Consider the following 21507-nt stretch of genomic DNA (forward strand, 5'->3'; position numbering starts at 1 on the left):
TGTCCATCTCCATCTAAGGCATGGATTCCCGCGTACGCGGGAATGACTGAGGAGGGTTGGCCGCCGCCCCGCGCCCCCACAACCGCTCATACGGCCACCCCGACAGATCTTCCACGATGCGCCGGTTCTCCGGCGTCGGCTCGGTGCCGGGTTGTTCCTTGAAGCGTTTGATCTCGCCCATCAGGACTTCGTGCGTCTCCCGGTTCAGATGGAAGCGCAGCGACACGAAGAAGCCGAACGTGAGCAACGTCAGCGTGCCGAGTCCCATCACGATGAGAATCGTGGTGACAGCTTCGGACGACTGCGTCGCACTGCCGGCCACGAACCCGCCTGCCTGCAGGATCAAACCGACGCCCATTACCGCAGCGGCCTGTGTGGTCTTGCGCACGAAGGTCATCACGCCCGCGAACGCACCCTCGCGACGCCGGCCCGTCACGATCTCGTCGACGTCAGCCATGTAGTTGTAGACGTTCCAGGGAATGTAGTTGAGGCCGCCCCGGCCGAGGCCCGCCACGAGCACGGGCACATAGATCCACCAGGCCTGCGCGGGCTGAGCGTGATGCAGCGCCAGAAATCCGAGCACGGCGACGCCGAACAGCGATACCGCGATTCGATACGAAGGCGCGGGGTGATAGTGCAGGCACATCGGAATGAAGACAGCGACGGAGAGCAACTGGGCAAATGCCATCGCTCCAAGATAGTTGGATGCAGCGACCACCGTGCTGCCGAGCGCGAACACGACGAAGTACGTGAACGCAGCGTTGAATATGTCCTGGCTGATATAGCCGCCGAGATACATGCCGAGATGCAACCGGAACGCGCGAATGCGCATCGTCGCCCAGAGATCGGAATAGAGGCGACGCAGGCTGCGCAACGGCGAAACATGATCTTCGCTGGCGATGCTTTCGATCTCTTCGCGCGGTCGTTCCCAGCTGAACGTGAAGACGGCCAGTGCAACCAGCATGAAGATGACCGAGAAGATGATGCCCAGGTACAGGAACGTCTCGGCCGACTGCTTGCCGAAGTGCTCGATGATCCGGCCAGGCAGGACACCTGCCAGGATCGCGGCGATCTGCCCGCAGAGGATGCGTGCACCCGCGAACTTGGCCTTCACCTTGTAGTCGGGCGACATCTCCGCGGCGAGCGTCTCGTACGGAATCAGCTCCATCGCATACACGACTTCGAAGAAGACGTATGTGACGAGGTAGTACCAGAAGCTCTGACCCTCGATCCACATCAACGCGAAGCTCGGCAGCAACGGCACGGCCAGCAGCACGAAGAAGCGCCGGCGACCGAATTTCCTGCCGAGCCGCGTGCGATGGAAATGATCGGACAGATAGCCGATCAGCGGGCTTGCCACCGCATCGAACAACCGCGCGATAGCGAAGATTGCCGCCGCCTGCACCGGCGTGAGCCCACAGAACGTCGTATAGAAAAACAGGATCCAGCCGCTGATGACGGCCATCGCGCCGGCACCGAGGAAATCGTTGGAGCCGTAGGCGAGATAGTGGCCGAAGCGGACGGGGCGCATGGAGGTGACTGTGAGCTATGAAATGACCAGGTCAGGGCTTCTCGTCATTCCCGCGAAAGCGGGAATCCATCGGAAGCCAGGGAAGGATGGACCCCCCGCTTGCGCGGGGGTGACGACGTTGATGCTCAGATGAACGCCCTCTTGAACTCCACCAGCGCCAGCATCGCCATCGCCTGCCCATACGGCATCGACGTCAGCGGCACTTTGCGATAGCCATCCAGGTCATCGAAGACCGGGGTGCCGAACGACACGTTCCGCAGTTCGCCGGAAGGAGCGATGTTCGCGATGACGGCCTTGAGGGCGCGGACGCCCGCGTCCTCGTACTTCGCGTCGATGTAGCGCTTCCGCACGGACTTGAGGATGCCGTAGGCGAATCCCGCGGTGGCGGAAGCTTCGAGATAGGAGTTCGGATCGTTGATCAGCGTGTGCCACAGGCCGCTCTTATCCTGGTGGCGTACCAGCGCGTCGATCTGTGCGACATGTGTTTCGAGCAGGAACTCACGCAACGAATCGCCGGGCTGCAGATCCAGCAGCTCGATGAACTCCGGGATCGCGATCGTGACCCAGCAATTGCCACGCGCCCAGAGCGCTTCGGCGAAGTGATGGTGGCCCTGGAACGTCCAGCCATGAAACCACAGACCGGTCTTGCGATCGACGAGGTACTTGATGTGCACCATGAACTGCCGCCGGGCCTCTTCGACGTACGCCGGACGATTCAGCAGCTTGCCGATCTTCGCCAGCGGCAACACGCTCATCATCAGCGTGTCGTCCCAGAGCTGCTGCGGGTTCTCGGAGTTGAACACGATGTGCTGGAAGCCGTTTTCCTGCGTGCGCGGCAGGCCGTGCATCACCCATTCGGCCCAGGTGTCGAGATAGGGCAGGTAAGTCTTGTCGCCGTGCTCCTCGTAAAGGTATGCGAGCGTCAGCAAAGCGGCGACCGTGTTGATGTTCTTCGTCGGCGTACCGCTGTGGAAGCGGTCGCGGAACCAGCTCTGCATGATCGCAAGGCAGCGCGCGCCGTTCGTGAGCTGGTAGTACTTGTAGATACCGTACAGGCCGACGCCGTGCGTCCATTCCCAGTCGTTCCAGCCCTTGGTATCGATGACCCGGCCGTCGTCGAGGCGCAGCAGGAACTCTCCGGAGCTGTCCTTGATGTCCACCAGGTTGCTGATCAGAAGCTGGATGTGACGCTCGACATCGGCGGCATCGATGCCATGGGCAAGATTCGGCACGTCAGGTCCTCGGTACGTTCATTCGCACACGCTGCCAGTATTCACACAATCAATCCAGATGGAACAGCGGCTGCAGCGGCCATTCGCGCGGACGATTGTCCGGATGCGTCTCCATCAGATCGGCCATGTACTTCCACCAGCGCTGCATCACAGGATGCCGCGGCAGCGCCTCGCGCTGATTGTCGGGCGTGAGCTTCAGCACCGCGAAGAGGTGCAGCGTTTCCTCATCGAGGAAGATCGAGTAATCGTAGATGCCGGAGTCCGTCAGCAGCTGTGACAGCTCCGGCCAGATCTCGTCGTGCCGGCGTCGATACTCTTCCACGACGCCGGGCTTGAGCTTCATACGGAATGCATGGGTCGTCATGCGGGTCTCGCTGCAGTCTCCTACTGGAACCGGTACTGCACGCCCAGGCTGAACTGCCGGCCCGTATGGCCATACACGAACGTGCTGTCGCGGTCGGAGTCAATGTACTGCCGCTTGTACTCATCGAACAGGTTCAGCGCCTCGAAAGTCAGCTTGAACTGGTCGTTGAGGCTCCACGAAGCGGAGGCATCGAAGGTCAGCATCTCGTCCGTGCCCTCGACGTCCTGCAGCGGATTGTTCGCCGGCAGCGCTTCGAGGAACTTGTCGCGATACGATGCCGACAAGCGGGCGCTGACAGTCGTGTTCTCCCAGTAGACCGTCGCGTTGTATGCGTTCTTCGACAGGCCGAGCAGATCGTCGCGCGTCGTGGTCGTTGCGCTCTGCGCGAGGTAGTACTCGATCTCGGAATCCACCCACGTGTAGTTCAGCAACGCGCCGAAGTTGCTCATCCAGCCCGGCAGGAACGAGAAGGCCTGCTGGTAGTTGATCTCGAAGCCCTTCAGCGGACCGCCTGGGGTGTTGACCGGACGGCTCACGGTGAACGGTGTGTTGTCGGGATCGAGATTCGTGCCGATCAGCAGCGCGAGCGGCAGGCCGGTCTCGCGGAAGCTCATCTGCTGCGACTGGTTCTGGATGTACGTCTCGATGTCCTTGTAGAAGAGACCCAGCGCCAGCAGCGAGCTTTCCGCGAAGTACCACTCGACCGACACGTCGTACGTCGTCGCGAGGATCGGTTCGAGGAACGGATTGCCCGAGCTCACGCCCGGTGTGCCCGTCAGATTCACAGCGCCGCCAGGTGTCAGGAACCCGATCTCAGGCCGCGACATCACACGTGCGACGGAGAAGCGACCGATCAGTTCGTCGCTGAGCTCCGCGGCCAGATTCAATGCCGGCAGGAACTCGCCGTAGTCGTGATCGACGGTGACCTGCACGGGAGTCGTGGCGACCTGATAGCCGGTCGATTCCAGGTCGGTCAGCACATAGCGCACGCCGATATCGCCGCGCAGCGGGATGCCGAACACATCGAAGCGGAAGTCCTGCTGCAGATAGACGCTGGTGTCCTTCTCCGTCAGGTGCCGGATATTGCCGCGCGGTCCGGGAAGCTCCGAGCCGCCGAGTACCCACAGGCCGGTGCCGCTGTAGATGTCGTACTGATCGATGAACTTGTCGTAGTCCGTCGTGAGCCACGACGACGGGAAGCGCCCCGAGAGACCGCCGTCACCAAAGCCGGTCACGAGACGCGTCACATCGGTGAGCTGCGCGGTAGTGAGATCCGGCACGAGGAAGTTGTTCGGACGCGCCTTGGCGTGAATGTCGTAGTCGAACTCCGTGAAGCGCGCGCCGAACTTCAGTGTCATGTCGTCGGCCCACGTCCACGCGAGACTGGCGTCGCCTGTGCGGTATTCGTTCTCGACCCAAAGCGGCGTCATGCGGACTTCGGCATTGCCCGCGCCGAACGTGTATTGCGCGGGATCAGTCACGTCGAAATCGTGCGTGAAGGTCGGGCGGTCGCGATCCTGGGTGAAATCGATCGTCATGCCCGCGTTCGGCCGCTGGAACATGATGGTCGTCTGCACCGGCTGATCGAGATTGTTCGTCGACTGGCCCGCGACGATGTTCAGCCGCAGCGTATCGCTGAACTCGTGCGATCCGGTGAGCGTGAACTGCATGAACTCGCTCTTCCACTCATCGTGCTGCGTATCGGCGCGCACGTCGACGCCCTCGAAGGTGCCGAGGCCGATGTCGAAGACGTCCAGCCCGAAGTTTGTGCCCTGTGTATTGCTCACGCCGACGGGGATCAGTTCGGCGAAGCGGATCGCCGTCTGCGGCTTGCCGTTCTGGGAAATCGCGCGCGCGAACGAGAAGCCTTCGAGCCAGCTTTCCTCGCGTTTCACGTCGTAGTCGCTGTAGAGCGCGTCGAGCGTAAAGAGTGTCGAGTCGGCGGGCTGCCATTGCAGCGAGGCGCTGACACCGAGCCGTTCCTGGTCGTGCTCGAAGCGGCCATAACGAGGCAGGCGGGGCAGGAATACGGTGCTGCGGTTCACGAGGTCGTAGTAAGGGTCGTTTGCGGCTGGACGTTCGACACCGGTGGCACAATTCGCCGCGTCAGTGCCGCGAACCGGATCGTTCGCCGGATTCTGCGGCGTGCGGCCGACAGGCGTGCAGAAGCCGCCGTCGACGGTGGCCGGATTCCAGCCGCCGGAGCCGAATTCTTCTTCGAAGTAGTGGCGCTCGGTGTAGGCGATCGACGCGAGTGCGCCGAACTTGCCGTCGGCCCACGTGTTGCTGATCAGCGCCGAGAAGCGCGGCTCAACGTCTTCGGACAGATCGTTGTAGTTGCCCTGCACGCTCGTGACGAACGTGAGGCCGGGGAAGTCGAACGGCCGTGCCGTCGTCAGGTCGACCGTCGCACCGAGCGAGCCTTCGACGATTTCCGCCGAGGTGGTCTTGCGAACGGCGATCGTGTTGAACAGCTCGGACGCAAAGACGTTGAAGTCGAAGCCGCGGCCGAGATTCGCGCCGCGGTCACTGACCGTGCCGCTCGCCGCGCTCTGCGCTTCCATCCCGTTGATGCGAACGCGCGTGAAGCTGGGATTCAAACCGCGAACGGTGATCGCCTTGCCTTCACCGGCGACCCGGGAAATCGAAACACCTGGCACCCGCTGGATCGATTCGGCGAGGTTCGAGTCCGGAAAGTCCGCGATGTCCTCGGCCTTGATGACGTCGACGACGCCGCTCTGTTCGCGCTTTTCGGCCAGGGCGCTCTCGAGACTCGCGCGATAGCCGGTGACGACGACTTCTTCGAGATTGGCGCCATTGGCCGCTCCGTTCGGAGTCGATGCCTCTTGCGCCGCAGCAGATGAGATTGCCAGGACCAGTGCCGGCGACAACGCCTTCACGGCGCACGAAATCTTCTTCGATCCTTTCGACATGACCCCCTCCGGTGATATGGCCCGGTTCGCGCCTCTACAGGCGTCTGCCGGCCTGCTGTTTCGATGCCGGCCGATCATGGCAGTTTGTGATCGAAAATGAAATATTATGATTGTAGTTGACCGATCAAGGCGGCGAGACGCCGCCGTCGATCGGTCATCCCCGCGCACGCGGGGATCCATCTGTCTCCAGCTGCTCGGCCAAATGACCCGTCAATCGCGCGTCCGCCGCCCGCATCCCCTCCACAACCCGCCTTGCCAGTTCATACGCCCCGTAGTCACTGTGATGAGTGAGATCGCGACCTTCGTCGGCGAAGGCGCGGGGCGCGCGTTGTGGGCCGAGCGATTCATAGAACTGTTTGCTAGCCGACCAGAGATCGATCACCGCGACGGATTCTTCCCGGGCAACTGCGCGAACCGCCTCCGGATAATCACCATGACTGTTCACGATGTGGCCGCCGTCGTCGAAGCGGCGCCGTTCCGGTGATGTGATCAGGATCGGCGTCGCGCCCCGTCGTCGTGCTTCGCCGATGTAGGCACGAAGATAGTCGCGATACGTTGTCGCCGCCTCGGCGTAGGTCTGCGGCCACTGCGCTTTCTGATCGTTGTGGCCGAACTGGATCAGCAGCCAGTCGCCCGGCTGCAGTGTCGAGAGGATCTTGTCGAGGCGCAGCCCAGTCATGAAGGACTTCAGCGTCTCGCCGGACTCGGCGTGATTCGCGATCGCGACATCGGGCTTGAAGAACCGCGGCAGCATCTGTCCCCAGCTCGCGGACGGTGCCGCTTGCTGGTCGGTGACCGTTGAGTCGCCGGCGAGATAGACAGTCGGCACGTTGGCGCGCTCGATCGTCACGGAGCGAGGACGCGCGCCGGTGAAGTCGAGCGTCAGCCGGTCGTCCCATGTGAACGTCTCGAGCTCACGAGGATTCAGCCGGACCTGGGTCCCGCCCGGCGCATTCTCCGGCAGCGGCGGAAGCGAGCGATTGCGAATGTTCACGATGAAGCTGCGTGTCGCGTTCTCAGGCCCGCTGTCGGGCTCGATCATCAGCCGCCGGGTTTCCGCGAGGATTCTGGCCGATCGGGCTGATGCAGCGTCGGCGAACTCCACTGTCACACGGTAGTTGCCCTCGGCGGCGCGGATCGAGAATGCAGTCGGCACCGATGTCTCGAACCCGTAGCCGCGCCGGTCGTCGTAGCTCTCCGTGCGCGTCAGATCAAATGTCTGCGCATCGACGATTGCCGGCGCCAGGAGCAGCAGCGGCACGAGCCGCATCACGGTCGTGCTCCGATGCGCAATCGCTCTCCAATCGCGGGAACCGCAACGACGGCAATCAGCAGCGCGCCGACGAAGATCGACATGACGATACCGGGAATGTTCAGCAGGCTCAGACCGAAGCCGAAGATGCCGAGCGCGACCGCCGCCATCAGCACACCAGGAATGGTCCCTTTGCCGCCCCAGACGGAGACGCCGCCGAGGATCACCATCGCGATGATCTCGAGCTCCCATCCCTGTGCGATGGACGGGCGTGTCGATCCGAGTCGCGACGTCAGGAGCACTGCCGCCAGTCCGCTGCACATCCCGGTTGCGGCGAACAGCATGAGGCGATAGCGATTCACGGCGACGCCCGAGAAGCGGGCGGCGACCGGATTCGATCCGATGGCGTAGATGCAGCGGCCCCAGCGCGTGAAGTGCAGAACCACGCCCGCAATCAGTGCGAGCACGACAACGATGCACAGCTCGTACGAAACGAGACCGAACACATAGCCCTGGCCGAGATGGGTGAATGACGCGGGATAGTTCTTCAGTACCCGATCGCCGAGCACCGCATAGGCGATCCCGCGAAACAAAGACATCGTGCCGATCGTGGCGACGATGGACGGAACGCGGCCGATCGTAACCAATGCTCCGTTGATGATGCCGGCAGCGAGACCCGTTGCGAGTCCGATGGCTACGAGTCCTCCGGTCGGTACGCCTTCTGCCGCGGCGAGTCCCATCGCGACCGAGGCAAGCGCAATGATCCCCGCGACGGAGATGTCGATGTCGCCGCTGATGATCACGAGCGCGAGCGGCAACGCGATCACGGCGCGTTCCGTGAAGCTGAACGTCGCATCTGACAATGTCAGCGGATCGAGGAAGTAAGGTGTCAGCATCGAGAACACGACGAACTCGCCGACGAGGACGAGCGCGAGCATCGATTCCCAGCGCAGCCACGCAGCCGCCTTCATGCACGCTCCGCTTCGAGAATCGATCGCTTCTCGGTGCGCTGGCGTGCACTCATCAGTGCCGCGACAGTGATGACGACGCCATTGATGTACATCTGCCAGAACGGTGAGATGCCGACGAGCGGCAGGGCGTTGCGGATCACGCCGATGAAGAGACAGCCGAGCAGGACGCCGGTGACGGTACCGATGCCTCCAGCAATCGCGACGCCGCCGATGAGGCAGGCTGCGATCACTTCGAGCTCGAAACCCAGCGCGATGTCGGTGTAGGCAACCGCGAATCGCGCGACCCAGAGATAGCCGCACACACCGGCGATCGCACCGCAGATCGTGTACGCGATGAACTGCATGCGACCGGGGTCGATGCCCGCCGCGGTCGCCGCTGAAGGATTTCCGCCCGCTGCGTAGAGGTCGCGACCCGTGCGCAGGTATCGCAGACAGATGAAGGCGGCGAGCGCTGCGATGACTGCAGTCCACGCGAGCGTAGTCAGCCCCAGGAAGCGATAGCGCACGAGATCGAGGAAGGCCGGCGACATTTCGTTGTCGTTGACCCATACGCCGCCCGACAACTGGTAGATCGCGCCACGAAAGATCGACATCGTGCCGAGCGTGACGACGATCGGCGGCAGGCGCAGCTTCCACACGAGCAGGCCGTTGCACGCACCGAGCAGGGCGCCGCAAACCAGTGCGATCGCGACCGTCGACAGGGCGCCCGCGTCAGGGAAATGGCGATTGAACAGCGCGGCGATCATGCCGCAGAGCGCGAGATTGGCCGCGACGGAGAGATCGATGCCGCGCGTCAGGATCACCAGCATCTGTCCGAGCGCCAGCAGGATGAGAATCGCGCTGTCGTTCAGCACGCCAGCGAGATTGTCGGGGCGGGCGAACTGCGGAAAAGCGGCCGTGACCGCGGCGAACAGCAGGAGCGTCGCGATGCCGAGCCGGAGATCGCGACTAAGCATCTGTTGCCGCCCGGACAATGGCTTCTGGCGTTGCCGCCTCGCGCTCGAAGACGCCTCGTGCTCGACCTCGCCGCATCACCAGCACGCGATCCGAAAGGTTGAGGACCTCGGGTAGCTCAGACGAGATCATCACGACGGCGTGACCTTTCGCGACGAACTCGCGCATTACCGCGTGCACGGCTGCCTTCGCGCCGACATCGATGCCTTTGGTGGGTTCGTCGACGATGAGGATGCGCGGCTGCCTCGCCAGCCATTTAGCGAGCACGACCTTCTGCTGGTTGCCTCCGGACAGCGCGCCGACGAGCTGATCGGGACCCGGCGTCTTCACCGACAGCGAGTCGATCCATTTCTGCGCGAAGGCGGATTCGCGATCGCGCTTGCAAATGACTTGCGGTGCGAGCGCCTGCAGGCTGGGCAGGCAGACATTCGCAGCGATGGAGAGCGACAGGATGGCGCCCTCGGTCTGGCGGTCTTCCGGGACGTAGGCGAGTCCGTGACGAACGGCGTCGGTGGGGCTGGCGATCGTGACGGGCATGCCATCGATCAGAATCCTTCCGCTGTCGACTGTCGACAGCCCGAAGAGCGCATGCGCGACTTCGCTCCGACCCGCTCCAACGAGGCCATAGATTCCCAGGACCTCGCCTCGGCGCACGGAGAACGAGATGCCGTTGAACTCGCCCCGGCGCGACAGTCCCTCGACACGCAGGAGTTCGGTCTCCGACGGCGCTGCATGTCCCGACACCGATGGTTCGACTGCCCGCCCGACCATCAGCTTCACGAGGACGTTGGTGTCGACTTCATCGATCCGTCCGGCGTCCACCGCGGCTCCGTCGCGAAACACTGAGTAGCGATGCGCGAGCGAGAAGACTTCCTCGAAGCGATGACTGATGAAGAGCACCGCACACCCGTCGCCTGTGAGCTGCCGCGTAATGCGAAACAGGTCTTCCGCTTCGCGATGCGACAGCGCTGCGGTCGGTTCATCGAGAACGAGCACCCTGGCGTCGCTGTCGAGGGCGCGCGCGATCTGCACGATGTGCTTCTGCGCGATGCTCAACCGACCCGCAGGCAGGTCGGGATCGAACGTTGCGTCGAGCTGTCGAAGCATGGTCTTGGCGCGTTCGCGCATCTGTCGCCACGATACGAGTCCGTGGCGCTGCGGACGTGCGTGAATGCAGATGTTTTCGGCAACCGAGAGGTTGTCGAACACCACGCATTCCTGGTGGACGATGCTGATGCCGAGTGACCTTGCGTGGTGCGCATCGGTGATGCGCACAGTGCGTCCGTCGAGCTGAATCTCGCCGGCGTCGGGTTGATGCAATCCCCCGATGATCCGCACGATCGTCGACTTGCCCGCGCCGTTCTCACCGATCAGCGCCGTGACTTCGCCGGCGTGCAGGGTCAGCGTTGCGTCGCGGAGAGCGTGGACGCCGCCGAAGGATTTGCGGATGTTTGCGAGGCGGAGCATTGGAACCCCGTCATTCCCGCGAAAGCGGGAATCCATCCGGAAAAGATGGGCTCCCGCTTTCGCGTGAGCGACAGGTCGCCTCCATTCCCATCAGAACACCCCCGCAAACTCATCAATATTCCTCGCGTCATATACAAACGGCTTGCCCATCGCACCGACGCCATTCGCATCGAACGTCACGCTGCCCAGGCGCTCGATCGAGATCGGCTGGGAGATGCTTTCGCCACGGGCAATCCGGGCCGCGATCTGCGTCGTGGCGTAGCCGAGGTCGATCGGATTCCAGATGGCGAACTTCGGGACCACGCCGCGCTTGACGTAGCCGGCGAGCTCGGAAGGTAAGCCGAGACCGGTCACTGGCAACTTGCCTGTGAGACCGCGATCTTCGACGGCGCGGGCAGCTGCAACGATGCCGACGGAACTGAGTGAGATCATCACTGCGAGATCGGGATGCTGCTGCAGGAGTGCTGTGGTCTCACGATACGACTTGTCAGAAACATCGTCGCCGTAGGCGACTGCGGCCAGTTCCAGTCCCGGATGCGCAGTCAGCGCCTGCTTCAATTGCGCGAGCCAGGCGTTCTGGTTCGTCGACGTCGGTGTTGCGGAAACGACAGCAATCTTGCCCTTGCCACCCGGTGCCAGTTCGGCCGCGAGTTGCGCGACTGTTTCACCGATGAGCTGATCCGATGACGGTGCGAGATGCGCGACGCGTCCTGCTTCCGCGACTGCGGAGTCGTACGAGATTACCTTGATGCCGCGCTGTGCTGCGCGCTGCAGTGCCGGTACGACGGCATCGGGATCGTTGGCGGAGATTGCGATCGCATCGACGCGCTGAGCGATCAGCGCGTTCACGACTTCGATCTGTCCTTCCGCCGTCGGTGTTGTCGGGCCGGTGAAGATCAGATCGACGTCGAGCGGCCCCGCTGCTTCAGCCGCGCCTTTGTGGACGGCATCGAAGAAGCCGTTGCCGAGTGACTTCGCGACGATGCCGATGCGCACTCGCTCTGACGCGTTCGTCGCATCGCGCGAGCCGCAGCCGATCAAAGCGGCTGGCAATGCCATCGCCAATGCGAGTGCCGCGAACGAAAGCCCCCGTCGTGTCATCGTCGTCCCCCAGCAAGGCCGGGTCTGGTGCCCGGCGTCGTGACCGAAGTTTATCGGAAATGATTGTATATGACCGATTCGCATGCTACACAGGATCCGCACGCGAAGCATCGGCGCTTTGCGCGCTGTCGTGCGTCCGCCTTATAAGAAGAGTGATCCGGGCCGGACGGCGCGACGAACATTGAACGGGACTCATCGGTTGTCATGACGGTCATCAACAGCATTGCCGACCTGCGCGAACGCGCGCGGCGGCGTATTCCGCGCGCGATCTTCGAGTACGCAGATCGCGGCTCGTACGATGAAGTGACGTTCCGGCGCAATCGCCACGATCTCGAAGCACTCGCGTTTCGCCAGCGTGTGATGGTCGATGTCTCGAAGCAGGCGCTCGCAACGACATTGCTCGGTGAGCCGGCGGCAATTCCGCTCGCCATTGCACCCACGGGGCTGACCGGCCTGTTCCATGCGGACGGCGAGATGCTGGGTGCCCGCGCGGCCGAGGCGTTCGGGATCCCTTTCTGCCTGAGCACGATGTCGATCTGTTCGATCGAGGACGTGCGCAGCGTGACGAAGAAGCCCTTCTGGTTCCAGATCTACCTGATGCGCGAGCGCAGCTTCAACATGGAGCTGATCGAGCGGGCGAAAGCGGCGCAGTGCTCGACGCTCGTCCTGACGGTCGATTTGCCCATCATGGGTCTGCGGCGCCGCGACGCGAAGAACGGTCTGAGCATTCCGCCGAAGCTGACGTTCGGGAATCTGTTCGACGTCGCCACCAAGCCGGCGTGGGGATTGAAGGTGTTGTTCGGGCGCCGCCGGACGTTCGGCAATCTCGAAGACCTGATGAAGCGGTCCGGTGGTTCGCTCACGACGCTCTCCGCCTGGATCGCTTCGCAGTTCGATCCGACGGTGACGTGGGCCGACATCGAGTGGGTCCGCAAGGCCTGGCCGGGCAAGCTCATCATCAAGGGCGTCCTCGATGCGGAGGATGCACGCCATGCCTGTGCCGCCGGTGTCGACGGCATCGTCGTTTCGAATCATGGGGGGCGTCAGCTCGACGGCGCGCCATCGACCATCTCCGTGCTGCCGGAGATCGTCGACGCAGTTCAGGGCCGCTGCGAAGTTCTGTTCGACGGTGGCGTGCAGTCGGGCCAGGACATTCTCAAAGCGCTGGCGCTCGGAGCTCGCGGCTGCCTCATCGGCAAGACGTTTCTTTATGCGCTCGCGGCGGGAGGCGAAGCCGGCGTTACGCAGGCGCTGGGTATCCTGCGAGACGAGCTTCGTGTGAGTCTCGCGCTGACGGGCGGCGCTGATGTCCGGAGTGTGGACTCGAGCATTCTGCGAACGGCACGCACCTGAACTTCGTCATTCCCGCGAAAGCGGGAATCCATCTTGATCCGACGCTTGCCCCGGATGGACACCCGCGTTCGCGGGTGTGACGACGAAATCGCCTCGTCATTCCCGCGTACGCGGGAATCCATTCCGGCTCTGACAATACGCTGCAAGGTTCGCGAGCGACGACGCCAGTCCCTGCTGATGGTCCTCCGGCCTGATTCCTGAAGGCACATCGGTCGCAGCGACCGCGACTCGCGTGCCCGCGCCCTCCGGCGAAAACGTCCATGTCATCGTCATAGTGCCTGCGAACGCAGGATCGTCCGCGACGAAATCGATCGCCCACACGATGCGCTTGTCAGGGATGAGTTCGACGAATCTTCCATCCACGACATCCGAGTTATCCGTCGTCTTGCCCTGATGTGCATCGAACACGAGTGTCACGCGGAGGCTGCCTCCTGCGTGAGGCTCGAACGCATCGATGATTGCATGCGCGCCGGTCGGCGGAAGCCACTGCGCGAGTGCCGACGGATCGACGAACGCGCGATACACGCGCTCCGGTGACGCCTCGATCAGAATCGACGCCCGATCGACGCGTTTCTCAGTTCTTTCCACGGTTGTGCCGCCGTGCATGGAGGGGGCACGAGCATAGCACTCAGTCCGCGGCGCCTCGGCACCAGGTCATTCCCGGCTCGCTGCCTTCGCGACTTCGACCATGTATGCGTAAGCGTCGCCGTGCATGTTCGACCGGAAGATGACCCACTTGCCATCGGGCGTGAAGATCACATTCGGCTCGAGCCTGTAGTCATGCGCCCGCATGTCGACGAGCTTCTCCGCACGCAGCTTGCCCGGACGAACGAGATGCTCGGCGTCTGGCGCCGAGATGCCGGCCACATCCTTGATCGGCTCCGGATAGAGCAGGTAGAGCCACTTCCCGTCCTTCGCTTTCGCAACCATCTCTTCATCGCCGCCGTCGCCCGCGAAGAACGTGCCGTCGGGAGAGATGTTGTAGTGAACGGACCAGAGATCGCGTTCGACGTGATACCACTGACGATTGCTGCCGTCGGCGTTCGCGCGCGCAAGCCAGAAGACTTCGCCGCGTGGAGTCTGCAGGTCGTACCAGATCGTCTTGCCGTCGATGTCGAAGAACTCATGCCCTGCAATCTCCATGTTCATCGTGCGCCGGTGAACGAGTTGCGGCGGCTTGTCGTCGCCCAGGCGCAGGGTCCAGATGCGATCGACTTTGTGCCAGGGACCTTCGTGACAGAACATGATGAGCGACGGATCGGTGGGAGAGAACTGCAGGTGATTCAGCCAGGCGGTCGACTGGTGAATGGCGCGCTGCTTTCCGGTCGCGACATCGATCGTGAACATCGTCATCGGGATCGCGGCCTCGACTCGTGCGTCGAGCCGGACTTCCTTTGCTTCCGCGAACGTGAGGGGTTTGCCGTCGCGACCGAGCGCCGCGTAGTTGTTGTCGAAGCGCGGGTCGCGCGGTCCGCTTTCGAGTGCGAAGTCGCGCTCCGCGTATACGCCGAGCAGCAGTGTCTCGTCGGCGTTCACGGAGCCGACGAACCCGCGCTCGAGTGTCGCGATCTTGCGCGCTTTGCCGCCGGTCGCCGCAATGGCGAAGATCGTCGTCGTCTTCTGCTGGCCTGAGTCGTTGGCATTCGAGGCTTCTCCATCCTCGATGCGTGAGAAGTAGAGCAGCCCGGTCCTGCGTCCGACGAACAGCGGATTCGCTTTGCCGGAGACGATGAGCTGGTTGCGACGCGTAGCGATCTCGACCGCGGTGATGCCTGAGTTTCCCGAGACGATCACGAACCGGCCATCGGGCGTGATGCTGTTCTGATGAAAGTAGAGCGATCGTGTGCCCGGCTCATCGGAAAGCCGGATCACGCGGTGTCCGGTTGACGGGTCAATCCATTCGCGGGGAGGCGTCGGACGCGACTCTGCCAAGCTCCCTGCCGATTGAAACAAACCCAATGCAATCAAGCCGATGGCAATGCGGCAACGATGGCGCACGGTGAGGTCCCCCTTCGATCTGTTTCCCGCAAGTCTAGTCGTCTTTGTTCAGAAAGTTGCAAATTCGTTCAAACAGGCGCAAATTCTTGCACGCGATGTCACCGGTGTCAGGGTGACGCGCGCGCGGAAGAGGGGCAAGAGCGGGGCACACCGCTTCGGCTGCTCCGAAAGCTACCTCTACGCGAATTAGAACTTCTGCAAACGTGCGAGGGGGATCGAGCCGTGGACAAGTCCAAGCAAGGTCGCTGGCGCCTGGGCGCTGGCATGTCGGTGTGTGCCGTTGCGGCACTGGTGCAGAGTGCAGCGTTTGCGCAGGAGGCGAAACCGGCATCGACACCGGCCAGCACCGAGCTCGAGGAAGTCATCGTCACCGGTATTCGTGCCGGTCTGCGTTCCTCGCTCGAAGCGAAGCGCGATTCGATCCAGGTCGTCGACGCCATCTCCGCCGAAGACATCGGCGACTTCCCCGACAAGAACGTCAGCGAAGCGTTGCAGCGCGTGACGGGCGTACAGATCAGCCGGCAGGACGGCGAGGGCCGCGGCGTCAGCATTCGCGGTGCCGATCCCAGCTTGAACCGCGTCGAGATCAACGGCTCGTCCGCGTTGTCGATGACGGTCGGCGGCGGTCGCGACGTGGACTTCCGCGATATTCCCGTCGAATTCATCTCGCGCCTCGAGGTCGTGAAATCCGCAACGCCGGAAATGACCGAGGGCGGCATCGGCGGCACAGTGCGCGTGATAACGCGCCGGCCCTTCGATGCAGTCGGCGGCTTCCTCGCCGGTTCGGCGCAGATGGTCTACAGCGATCTGGCCGACGAATATGATCCCAAGTTCGCACTCATCGGCAGCCGCACATTCTTCAATGACACGCTGGGCGTGCTGCTGTCAGCCACTTATGAAGAGCGGAACCTGGACAGCAACAACGCGCGCACGACGGGCTGGATCCGGCGCGATCCCAATGCACGCAACGCCCAGGGTGCGCTGATCAACCCGCCGGGTCGCCACACTGACATCAACGGCGATGGCACTCCGGAATGGATTCCTGAAATTCCGCGCTACATCATCGATCGTCGCGAGACGAAGCGTCCCGCGTTCAACGGCGTCGTCGAGTGGCGTCCTTCGGAAGACTTCTCGATGTTCGCCGAAGGAACCTACACGGAGGCGAAGGAGGAGGTGAGCAGCATGCTGATGCAGCTCTCGGGCTCCTCGGGAATCATCGACTATGCGAACACCGTCGTCGGCCCCGACAACACCATCGAGCACATCGAGATCACCAGCGGTGCCATTGGCACGACGCAGTTCCCGGTGGATCTCGCTTACCGCAACATCAACGGCACGCTGAAGCGCGATCAGTACACGACGGCCGTCGGTGCGAAATACGAGATCGGCAGCTTCGTGCTCGACGGTCGGGTGGCTTACGCGAACGCGGAAGTCCAGAACGACGAGAAGAATTCCACTGCCACGATCTTCGGTGTGCCGCGGGCGATCATCGACTACACCGGTGGCGAAGGCGCGCCGAATTTCACTTTCCCCGGCCTCGACACCACGACTGGCCAACTCGTGAACCAGCTCGCTGCGGTCTTCAATCCGCGCACGAACACGCAGGACGAAACGTCGGGCGAGTTCAACGTCGAGTTCAAGCCCGACCTCGCGTGGATGCCTTCGGTGAAGGCAGGCTACCGTCACAGCGACCTGACGATGGACAGCATCCTGTATCAGCGCACGATCCAGTTGAGCAGCCGCACGCCGTTGCCGGCGAGCAGCGGCGGCACAAGGACCATTGCGGCCTCGCAGGCGACCATCGCAGGCATCATCGATGCGAACTCGGGTGTCAACTCGATCCAGTTCTTCGAGACCGGCGACCTCGGTTTCGGGGGCGGTGTCCGCTACTGGAACGACAACGGCGATGCAACGTACGACGCAACCGTTGCTGCCAGCGGCGTACCGGGCGGCCTCGACCCGTACGGCGTGAACACCAACCCGAATACGAACGGCACATTCCAGAACTATCTCGATACCTGGTCAGTGGATGAGAAGACCAACGCCGCGTATCTGCAGGCGTCGTTCGAGTTCGAGCTCGGCGTTCCGGTGAGCACGACGCTCGGTGTGCGCTACGTCGATACGGACACGCTCTCGTCGGGCTACAACCGTGTGCAGACGGGCAGCGGCGCCAGCCAGGTCGTGACCTTCCCGCAGGCGGAGCAGGCTGGCGGCTATGCAAAGTGGCTGCCGTCACTCAACATGAAGATCAACCTCACGGATGAGCTCGTCGGCCGCGTCACAGCGGGCAAGGTGATGGCGCGCCCGAATCCTTCGCAGCTTGCGCTGCGCCGGTCGACCGACCTCGTGGGCCTGACGGGCTCGCGCGGCAACCCGAATCTGCAGCCGTTCGAGGCGACACAGTACGACCTGGGGCTCGACTGGTACTTCAGCGATGTGAGCTACGTGTCGGCAACGCTGTTCCGCAAGGAGATCTCGCAGTTCATCATCAACACGGCGACCCCCGAAGACGTCGACGGCACGATCTACACGATCATCGTGCCGGTCAACGGCAATGACGCCGTCACGATCACCGGCGTCGAAGCCGGCGGCCAGTACGCCTTCGACTTCCTGCCCGAGCCGTTCAACGGTTTCGGTGTGCTGGCGAACGTCACGTACTCCGATGACGAAGGCTTCAAGGGCACGAACCTGCTGACAGGCGAGTTGCTGCCGTTCCCCGGTCTCTCCGAGCTCAGCTACAACGCGTCCATCTACTTCGAAGGCGAGCAGTTCAGCGTCCGCACGTCGTACAACTGGCGCGAGGAATGGCTGATCACGGCGGCCGGCCGCGGCAGCCTGCCCGAGTTCAACGAAGACTACGGTTCGCTCGATGCGTCGGCGAGCTTCAGCTTCACGCCGAACTTCACGGTGTTCGCCGAGGCAATCAACCTGCTCGATGAGCAGCGCATCGAGAACAACAATCCGTATCGCCGGATCGGCAACGAAACGTTCGGCAAGCGCTACTTCGTGGGCTTGCGCGGGAAGTTCTGAAGGAACGAAGCGGTTAGCGGTTGGCGGTTAGCGGTTGGTTCGGAAGGAGACTAGTAGACCGCAGCCGATGTCTTTGGAAGTTTTGGCCCCCCGGAAGGCGCGAGGGTGGGAGTGTCCGTGCTCCTGTCCTCGCGCCGATTCTCCCGTCTCCTCCGTCATTCCCGCGAAAGCGGGAATCCATCCTTTCCGCTCTTGTGGGTCCCACTTCAGTGGGACGTCAGGCCGAAGGCCTCTCGCTGGCGCGATGACGTCCGGCTGAAGCCGGACCCACAGTCCATCTTCGTCAAGCCAGCGCGCATTTCCGATGGACAACCCGCGTTCGCGGGTGTGACGACGTGAAGGCTGGCGTCATCTCGCCGTCTTCTCCGGCACGCATGATGCACGACACCCAGGCACTCCCCCGATCGGGGGAGAGAGACGCTTCTCTTTACAGGGTGTCGCAATCGCGCGCTTGCACGCAGCATTACACCCGAGGTCCACGATGGCAGCATTCTCATGAGCATCGATCTGCACTCCTTCGAGCCGTCGCATGACAGCGCGATCCACTCGCCGCTGCTGCATCCGTCGGTGTTCCTGCACCAGAATGCAGCAGTGCCTCCCGTTCGAGGGCTGAGCCGCAGGGCACTGCGCCTGGCACTCACATATATAGAGCAGCACCTGGGCGATCCCTTCACGCTCGAAGATCTCGCTCGCGCGGTCGGTGTGAGCCGCTTTCATTTCGCGCGGCTGTTCAGGATCAGCACCGGCGAAAGCCCCATGGAGTTTCTGCTTCGCTCTCGTATCGAACGGGCCAAGCAGATCCTCGTATCGAGCGACCGGCGCATGAGCGAGATCGCGGCGACGCTGGGCTTCTGCGACCAGAGCCACTTTTCGCGGTCGTTCCGTCGGTACGCAGGAGTGACGCCGCGCCAGTTCGCGCGGACGCATGGCGAGGTGCTGCAGACCGCCGCTGGCGCGTAACTGCGGCGGTGCGGAAGGGTCATTGCGGCGAATGCAGGGCATCGTTGCTGCGCCGCGCGAGTAGTATCGTCGAAGCCTGAAGAATCCCCGGAACCCGCCCATGAACCGCAATCATCCGTTCGAGCTCAGCCTCCCCGTCACGGCGGTTGATCATCGCCTGGGCCCTGAACACGCACCGCTCACACTCGTGGAGTACGGCGACTTCGAGTGCCCGAACTGCAAGCAGGCTGCGCCTGCGGTGAAGTTGCTGCTCGAGCGCTATGCCGAGCGGATCCGGCTCGTCTTCCGTCATTTCCCCCTCGAAGAAGTCCATCCGCATGCGCTGCATGCCGCGGAGGCAGCCGAGGCCGCGGGTGCCCAGGGCAAGTTCTGGGAGATGCACGACCTGCTGTTCGACAATCAGCGACATCTGAAGCAGCAACAGTTGCACGGATACGCTGAGCGTCTCGATCTCGACATGGCTCGCTACACCGCGGAGATGGACGATGAAATCTATCTGCAGCGTGTCCGCGAGCATCAGCACAGCGGCACCAGCAGCGGCGTGCGAGGAACACCGACGTTCTTCCTGAACGGCCGGATCCAGGATGTGTCCTTCGGGATGCAGTCTCTGTTCGATGCCGTTGACGCGGCGTTGCGGCGTTAGCCCCAGCCGATTCCATGGCCACACAACCTGAAGTGACCACCGCCGCGCAATCTCTCTACGAATCGCGTCGGCCGCAGATGTTTCCCAAGCTCTCGGCGCAGCAGTTGTCGCGGCTGTGCCCCCACGGCAAGCGCGTGGAGACAAGGGCGGGAGAAGTGCTTACGGAACCTGGCCAGCGCCATGCTCCGATGTACGTGGTGCTCGACGGTGCCCTCGACCTCTCGCTGCCGGGTGCGGGTGGACGCATTACCGTTCTGACGAAAGGCGACTTCGGCGGCGAGATCAGCACGCTGCGCGGAGCGCAGGGGTTCGTGCGCATCAGTGTGGTCGACTCGGGCGCGGTCCTCGCGATCGACGAGGGGCAGTTGCGGGAGCTCGTGCAGACCGATGCAGAGCTCAGCGAGATCTTCATGCGTGCGTTCATCCTGCGACGGATGGGATTGATCGCCAGCGGGCAGAGCGACGTCATGCTGATCGGTTCGCGTCACTGCGGCGGCACGTTGAGACTGCGCGAGTTCCTCACACGCAACGCGTATCCGTTCACGAGCGTCGATGTCGAGAGCGATCCTTCGGTGCAGGATCTGCTCGATCGGTTTCACGTTCGCGAGAATGAGCTTCCCGTCGTCGTGTGCCGCGGAGAGAAAGTCTTCCGCCGGCCGCGCAACCAGGACATCGTCGAATGCCTGGGGATGAATCCGAAGCTCGACATCGAAGCAGTGCGCGATGTCATCGTCGTCGGCGCGGGCCCGGCCGGTTTGTCCGCAGCCGTCTACGCGGCGTCGGAAGGTCTCGATGTGCTCGTGCTCGAAACGATGGCTCCTGGCGGACAGGCCGGATCGAGCTCGCGAATCGAGAACTACCTCGGGTTTCCCACCGGGATTTCCGGTCAGGCGCTGGCGGGGCGAGCGCTCGTGCAGTCGCAGAAGTTCGGCGCCAACGTCGGCATCGGCTGGCAGGCGCAACGATTGCTCTGCGATCGCTGGCCCTACGGCATTCAGCTCGAAGATGGTCACGTGCTGCGGGCGAGAAGCATCGTCGTCGCAACAGGCGCGCAGTACCGCAGTCTGCCGCTCGAGAACCTGCAGCGGTTCATCGGCCTGGGCGTGTATTTCGCGGCGACGCATCTGGAAGCGAGACTGTGCAAGGACGATGAGATCGTTATCGTCGGGGGCGGCAACTCCGCGGGGCAGGCTGCGGTATTTCTCGCGAACAGCTGTCGTCACGTTCACATCGTCATCCGCGCCCCGAGCCTCGCGGCCAGCATGTCGCGCTATCTGATCCGACGCATCGAAGAAAATCCGAACATCACGCTGCACCCGCAGACCGAACTTACCGGCATCGAGGGCGGTGATCGTCTCGAGCGTGTGAGCTGGTTCTGCGGCGCCAATGGGGACGCAGTGACTGAGGACATTTCGCATCTCTTCCTGATGACGGGTGCGGTACCCAACACCCAGTGGCTCGAAGGCTGTGTGAAGCTTGACGACAAGGGATTTGTCCGCACCGGCGCTGATCTGACGCGTGAGGAGCTTGCGCAAACGGGCTGGTCGCTGCAGCGATCGCCTTATCTGTCCGAGACGACCCTGCCTGGCATTTTCGCGGTGGGCGATGTGCGTTCGGGAAGCGTGAAGCGGGTGGCGTCATCCGTCGGTGAAGGATCCATCTGCGTTCAGTTCGTGCATCGCGTGTTGACCGAAATGGCGACACGCGCTTCGGCATAG

The 21507-nt window shown here is 62.9% G+C and carries 16 protein-coding genes; 5 read left to right on the forward strand and 11 right to left on the reverse strand.

The annotated features are described in order from the left end of the window. Positions 1 to 13: 13 nt before the first annotated feature. The 9 genes from HNQ60_RS21535 to rhaS all read right to left on the reverse strand — a co-directional run bounded on the left by HNQ60_RS21535 (position 14) and on the right by rhaS (position 11763). Positions 14 to 1531, reverse strand: a complete 1518-nt coding sequence (locus HNQ60_RS21535; protein ID WP_184334833.1) for an MFS transporter — start codon at positions 1529 to 1531, stop codon at positions 14 to 16. Positions 1532 to 1656: 125 nt separating this feature from the next. Then, a complete protein-coding gene (gene bglB, locus HNQ60_RS21540) occupies positions 1657 to 2763 on the reverse strand; it encodes a beta-galactosidase BglB (RefSeq protein WP_184334834.1) in 1107 nt (368 codons plus the stop codon). Between the two features lie 49 nt (positions 2764 to 2812). Beyond that, positions 2813 to 3127, reverse strand: coding sequence for an L-rhamnose mutarotase (gene rhaM / locus HNQ60_RS21545; protein WP_184334835.1), 315 nt, complete (start codon positions 3125 to 3127; stop codon positions 2813 to 2815). 20 nt (positions 3128 to 3147) lie between these two features. Further along, the gene (locus tag HNQ60_RS21550) at positions 3148 to 6060 is read right to left on the reverse strand and encodes a TonB-dependent receptor (protein WP_184334836.1); all 2913 of its coding nucleotides are present in this window, start codon (positions 6058 to 6060) and stop codon (positions 3148 to 3150) included. Between the two features lie 154 nt (positions 6061 to 6214). Continuing rightward, the gene (locus HNQ60_RS21555; RefSeq protein WP_184334999.1) at positions 6215 to 7330 is read right to left on the reverse strand and encodes a rhamnogalacturonan acetylesterase; all 1116 of its coding nucleotides are present in this window, start codon (positions 7328 to 7330) and stop codon (positions 6215 to 6217) included. Then, positions 7330 to 8283 (reverse strand): ABC transporter permease, encoded by a 954-nt coding sequence (locus HNQ60_RS21560; RefSeq protein WP_184334837.1) that lies wholly within the window; start codon positions 8281 to 8283, stop codon positions 7330 to 7332. Before HNQ60_RS21560 ends, HNQ60_RS21555 begins: the two co-directional genes overlap by 1 nt. Continuing rightward, positions 8280 to 9239 (reverse strand): ABC transporter permease, encoded by a 960-nt coding sequence (locus HNQ60_RS21565; RefSeq protein WP_184334838.1) that lies wholly within the window; start codon positions 9237 to 9239, stop codon positions 8280 to 8282. The genes HNQ60_RS21560 and HNQ60_RS21565 overlap by 4 nt, the downstream gene beginning before the upstream one ends. After that, on the reverse strand, positions 9232 to 10704 hold the full coding sequence (locus HNQ60_RS21570; RefSeq protein ID WP_221304368.1) for a sugar ABC transporter ATP-binding protein: 1473 nt from the start codon (positions 10702 to 10704) through the stop codon (positions 9232 to 9234). The genes HNQ60_RS21565 and HNQ60_RS21570 overlap by 8 nt, the downstream gene beginning before the upstream one ends. Before the next feature lie 90 nt (positions 10705 to 10794). Next, on the reverse strand, positions 10795 to 11763 hold the full coding sequence (gene rhaS, locus HNQ60_RS21575; protein WP_184335000.1) for a rhamnose ABC transporter substrate-binding protein: 969 nt from the start codon (positions 11761 to 11763) through the stop codon (positions 10795 to 10797). A 246-nt stretch (positions 11764 to 12009) separates the two neighbouring features. On the opposite strand from rhaS, the gene HNQ60_RS21580 reads away from it, so the two are divergent. Continuing rightward, positions 12010 to 13158: an alpha-hydroxy acid oxidase gene (locus HNQ60_RS21580; RefSeq protein ID WP_184334840.1), complete on the forward strand. Its 1149-nt coding sequence runs from the start codon at positions 12010 to 12012 to the stop codon at positions 13156 to 13158. Between the two features lie 96 nt (positions 13159 to 13254). Here HNQ60_RS21580 and HNQ60_RS21585 read toward each other — a convergent pair whose 3' ends face one another. Both HNQ60_RS21585 and HNQ60_RS28165 read right to left on the reverse strand, forming a co-directional pair. Next, complete coding sequence (locus tag HNQ60_RS21585; RefSeq protein ID WP_221304370.1) at positions 13255 to 13746, reverse strand: SRPBCC family protein; 492 nt, start codon at positions 13744 to 13746, stop codon at positions 13255 to 13257. Between the two features lie 66 nt (positions 13747 to 13812). Continuing rightward, positions 13813 to 15030, reverse strand: a complete 1218-nt coding sequence (locus HNQ60_RS28165; protein ID WP_221304371.1) for an oligogalacturonate lyase family protein — start codon at positions 15028 to 15030, stop codon at positions 13813 to 13815. Positions 15031 to 15378: 348 nt separating this feature from the next. Here HNQ60_RS28165 and HNQ60_RS21595 point away from each other — a divergent pair, with 348 nt between their 5' ends. From HNQ60_RS21595 to HNQ60_RS27970, 4 genes are all read left to right on the forward strand, one after another. Further along, positions 15379 to 18186 (forward strand): TonB-dependent receptor, encoded by a 2808-nt coding sequence (locus HNQ60_RS21595; RefSeq protein WP_221304372.1) that lies wholly within the window; start codon positions 15379 to 15381, stop codon positions 18184 to 18186. Between the two features lie 495 nt (positions 18187 to 18681). Next, entirely contained in the window at positions 18682 to 19146 is a 465-nt protein-coding gene (locus tag HNQ60_RS21600) for a helix-turn-helix domain-containing protein (RefSeq protein WP_184334842.1), read from the forward strand. Between the two features lie 100 nt (positions 19147 to 19246). Further along, on the forward strand, positions 19247 to 19789 hold the full coding sequence (locus HNQ60_RS21605; RefSeq protein ID WP_184334843.1) for a DsbA family protein: 543 nt from the start codon (positions 19247 to 19249) through the stop codon (positions 19787 to 19789). Between the two features lie 14 nt (positions 19790 to 19803). After that, the gene (locus HNQ60_RS27970) at positions 19804 to 21507 is read left to right on the forward strand and encodes an FAD-dependent oxidoreductase (RefSeq protein ID WP_184334844.1); all 1704 of its coding nucleotides are present in this window, start codon (positions 19804 to 19806) and stop codon (positions 21505 to 21507) included.

The organism is Povalibacter uvarum, assembly GCF_014202975.1.
GTDB lineage: Bacteria > Pseudomonadota > Gammaproteobacteria > Steroidobacterales > Steroidobacteraceae > Steroidobacter > Steroidobacter uvarum.

Bases quoted from the DNA above. Each gene is read 5' to 3' on its own strand.
- HNQ60_RS21535 (WP_184334833.1), bottom strand. From the start codon at position 1,531: ATGCGCCCCGTCCGCTTCGGCCACTATCTCGCCTACGGCTCCAACGAT.
- rhaM (WP_184334835.1), bottom strand. From the start codon at position 3,127: ATGACGACCCATGCATTCCGTATGAAGCTCAAGCCCGGCGTCGTGGAA.
- HNQ60_RS21550 (WP_184334836.1), bottom strand. From the start codon at position 6,060: ATGTCGAAAGGATCGAAGAAGATTTCGTGCGCCGTGAAGGCGTTGTCG.
- HNQ60_RS21555 (WP_184334999.1), bottom strand. From the start codon at position 7,330: ATGCGGCTCGTGCCGCTGCTGCTCCTGGCGCCGGCAATCGTCGATGCG.
- HNQ60_RS21560 (WP_184334837.1), bottom strand. From the start codon at position 8,283: ATGAAGGCGGCTGCGTGGCTGCGCTGGGAATCGATGCTCGCGCTCGTC.
- HNQ60_RS21565 (WP_184334838.1), bottom strand. From the start codon at position 9,239: ATGCTTAGTCGCGATCTCCGGCTCGGCATCGCGACGCTCCTGCTGTTC.
- HNQ60_RS21570 (WP_221304368.1), bottom strand. From the start codon at position 10,704: ATGCTCCGCCTCGCAAACATCCGCAAATCCTTCGGCGGCGTCCACGCT.
- rhaS (WP_184335000.1), bottom strand. From the start codon at position 11,763: ATGGCATTGCCAGCCGCTTTGATCGGCTGCGGCTCGCGCGATGCGACG.
- HNQ60_RS21580 (WP_184334840.1), top strand. From the start codon at position 12,010: ATGACGGTCATCAACAGCATTGCCGACCTGCGCGAACGCGCGCGGCGG.
- HNQ60_RS21600 (WP_184334842.1), top strand. From the start codon at position 18,682: ATGAGCATCGATCTGCACTCCTTCGAGCCGTCGCATGACAGCGCGATC.
- HNQ60_RS21605 (WP_184334843.1), top strand. From the start codon at position 19,247: ATGAACCGCAATCATCCGTTCGAGCTCAGCCTCCCCGTCACGGCGGTT.
- HNQ60_RS27970 (WP_184334844.1), top strand. From the start codon at position 19,804: ATGGCCACACAACCTGAAGTGACCACCGCCGCGCAATCTCTCTACGAA.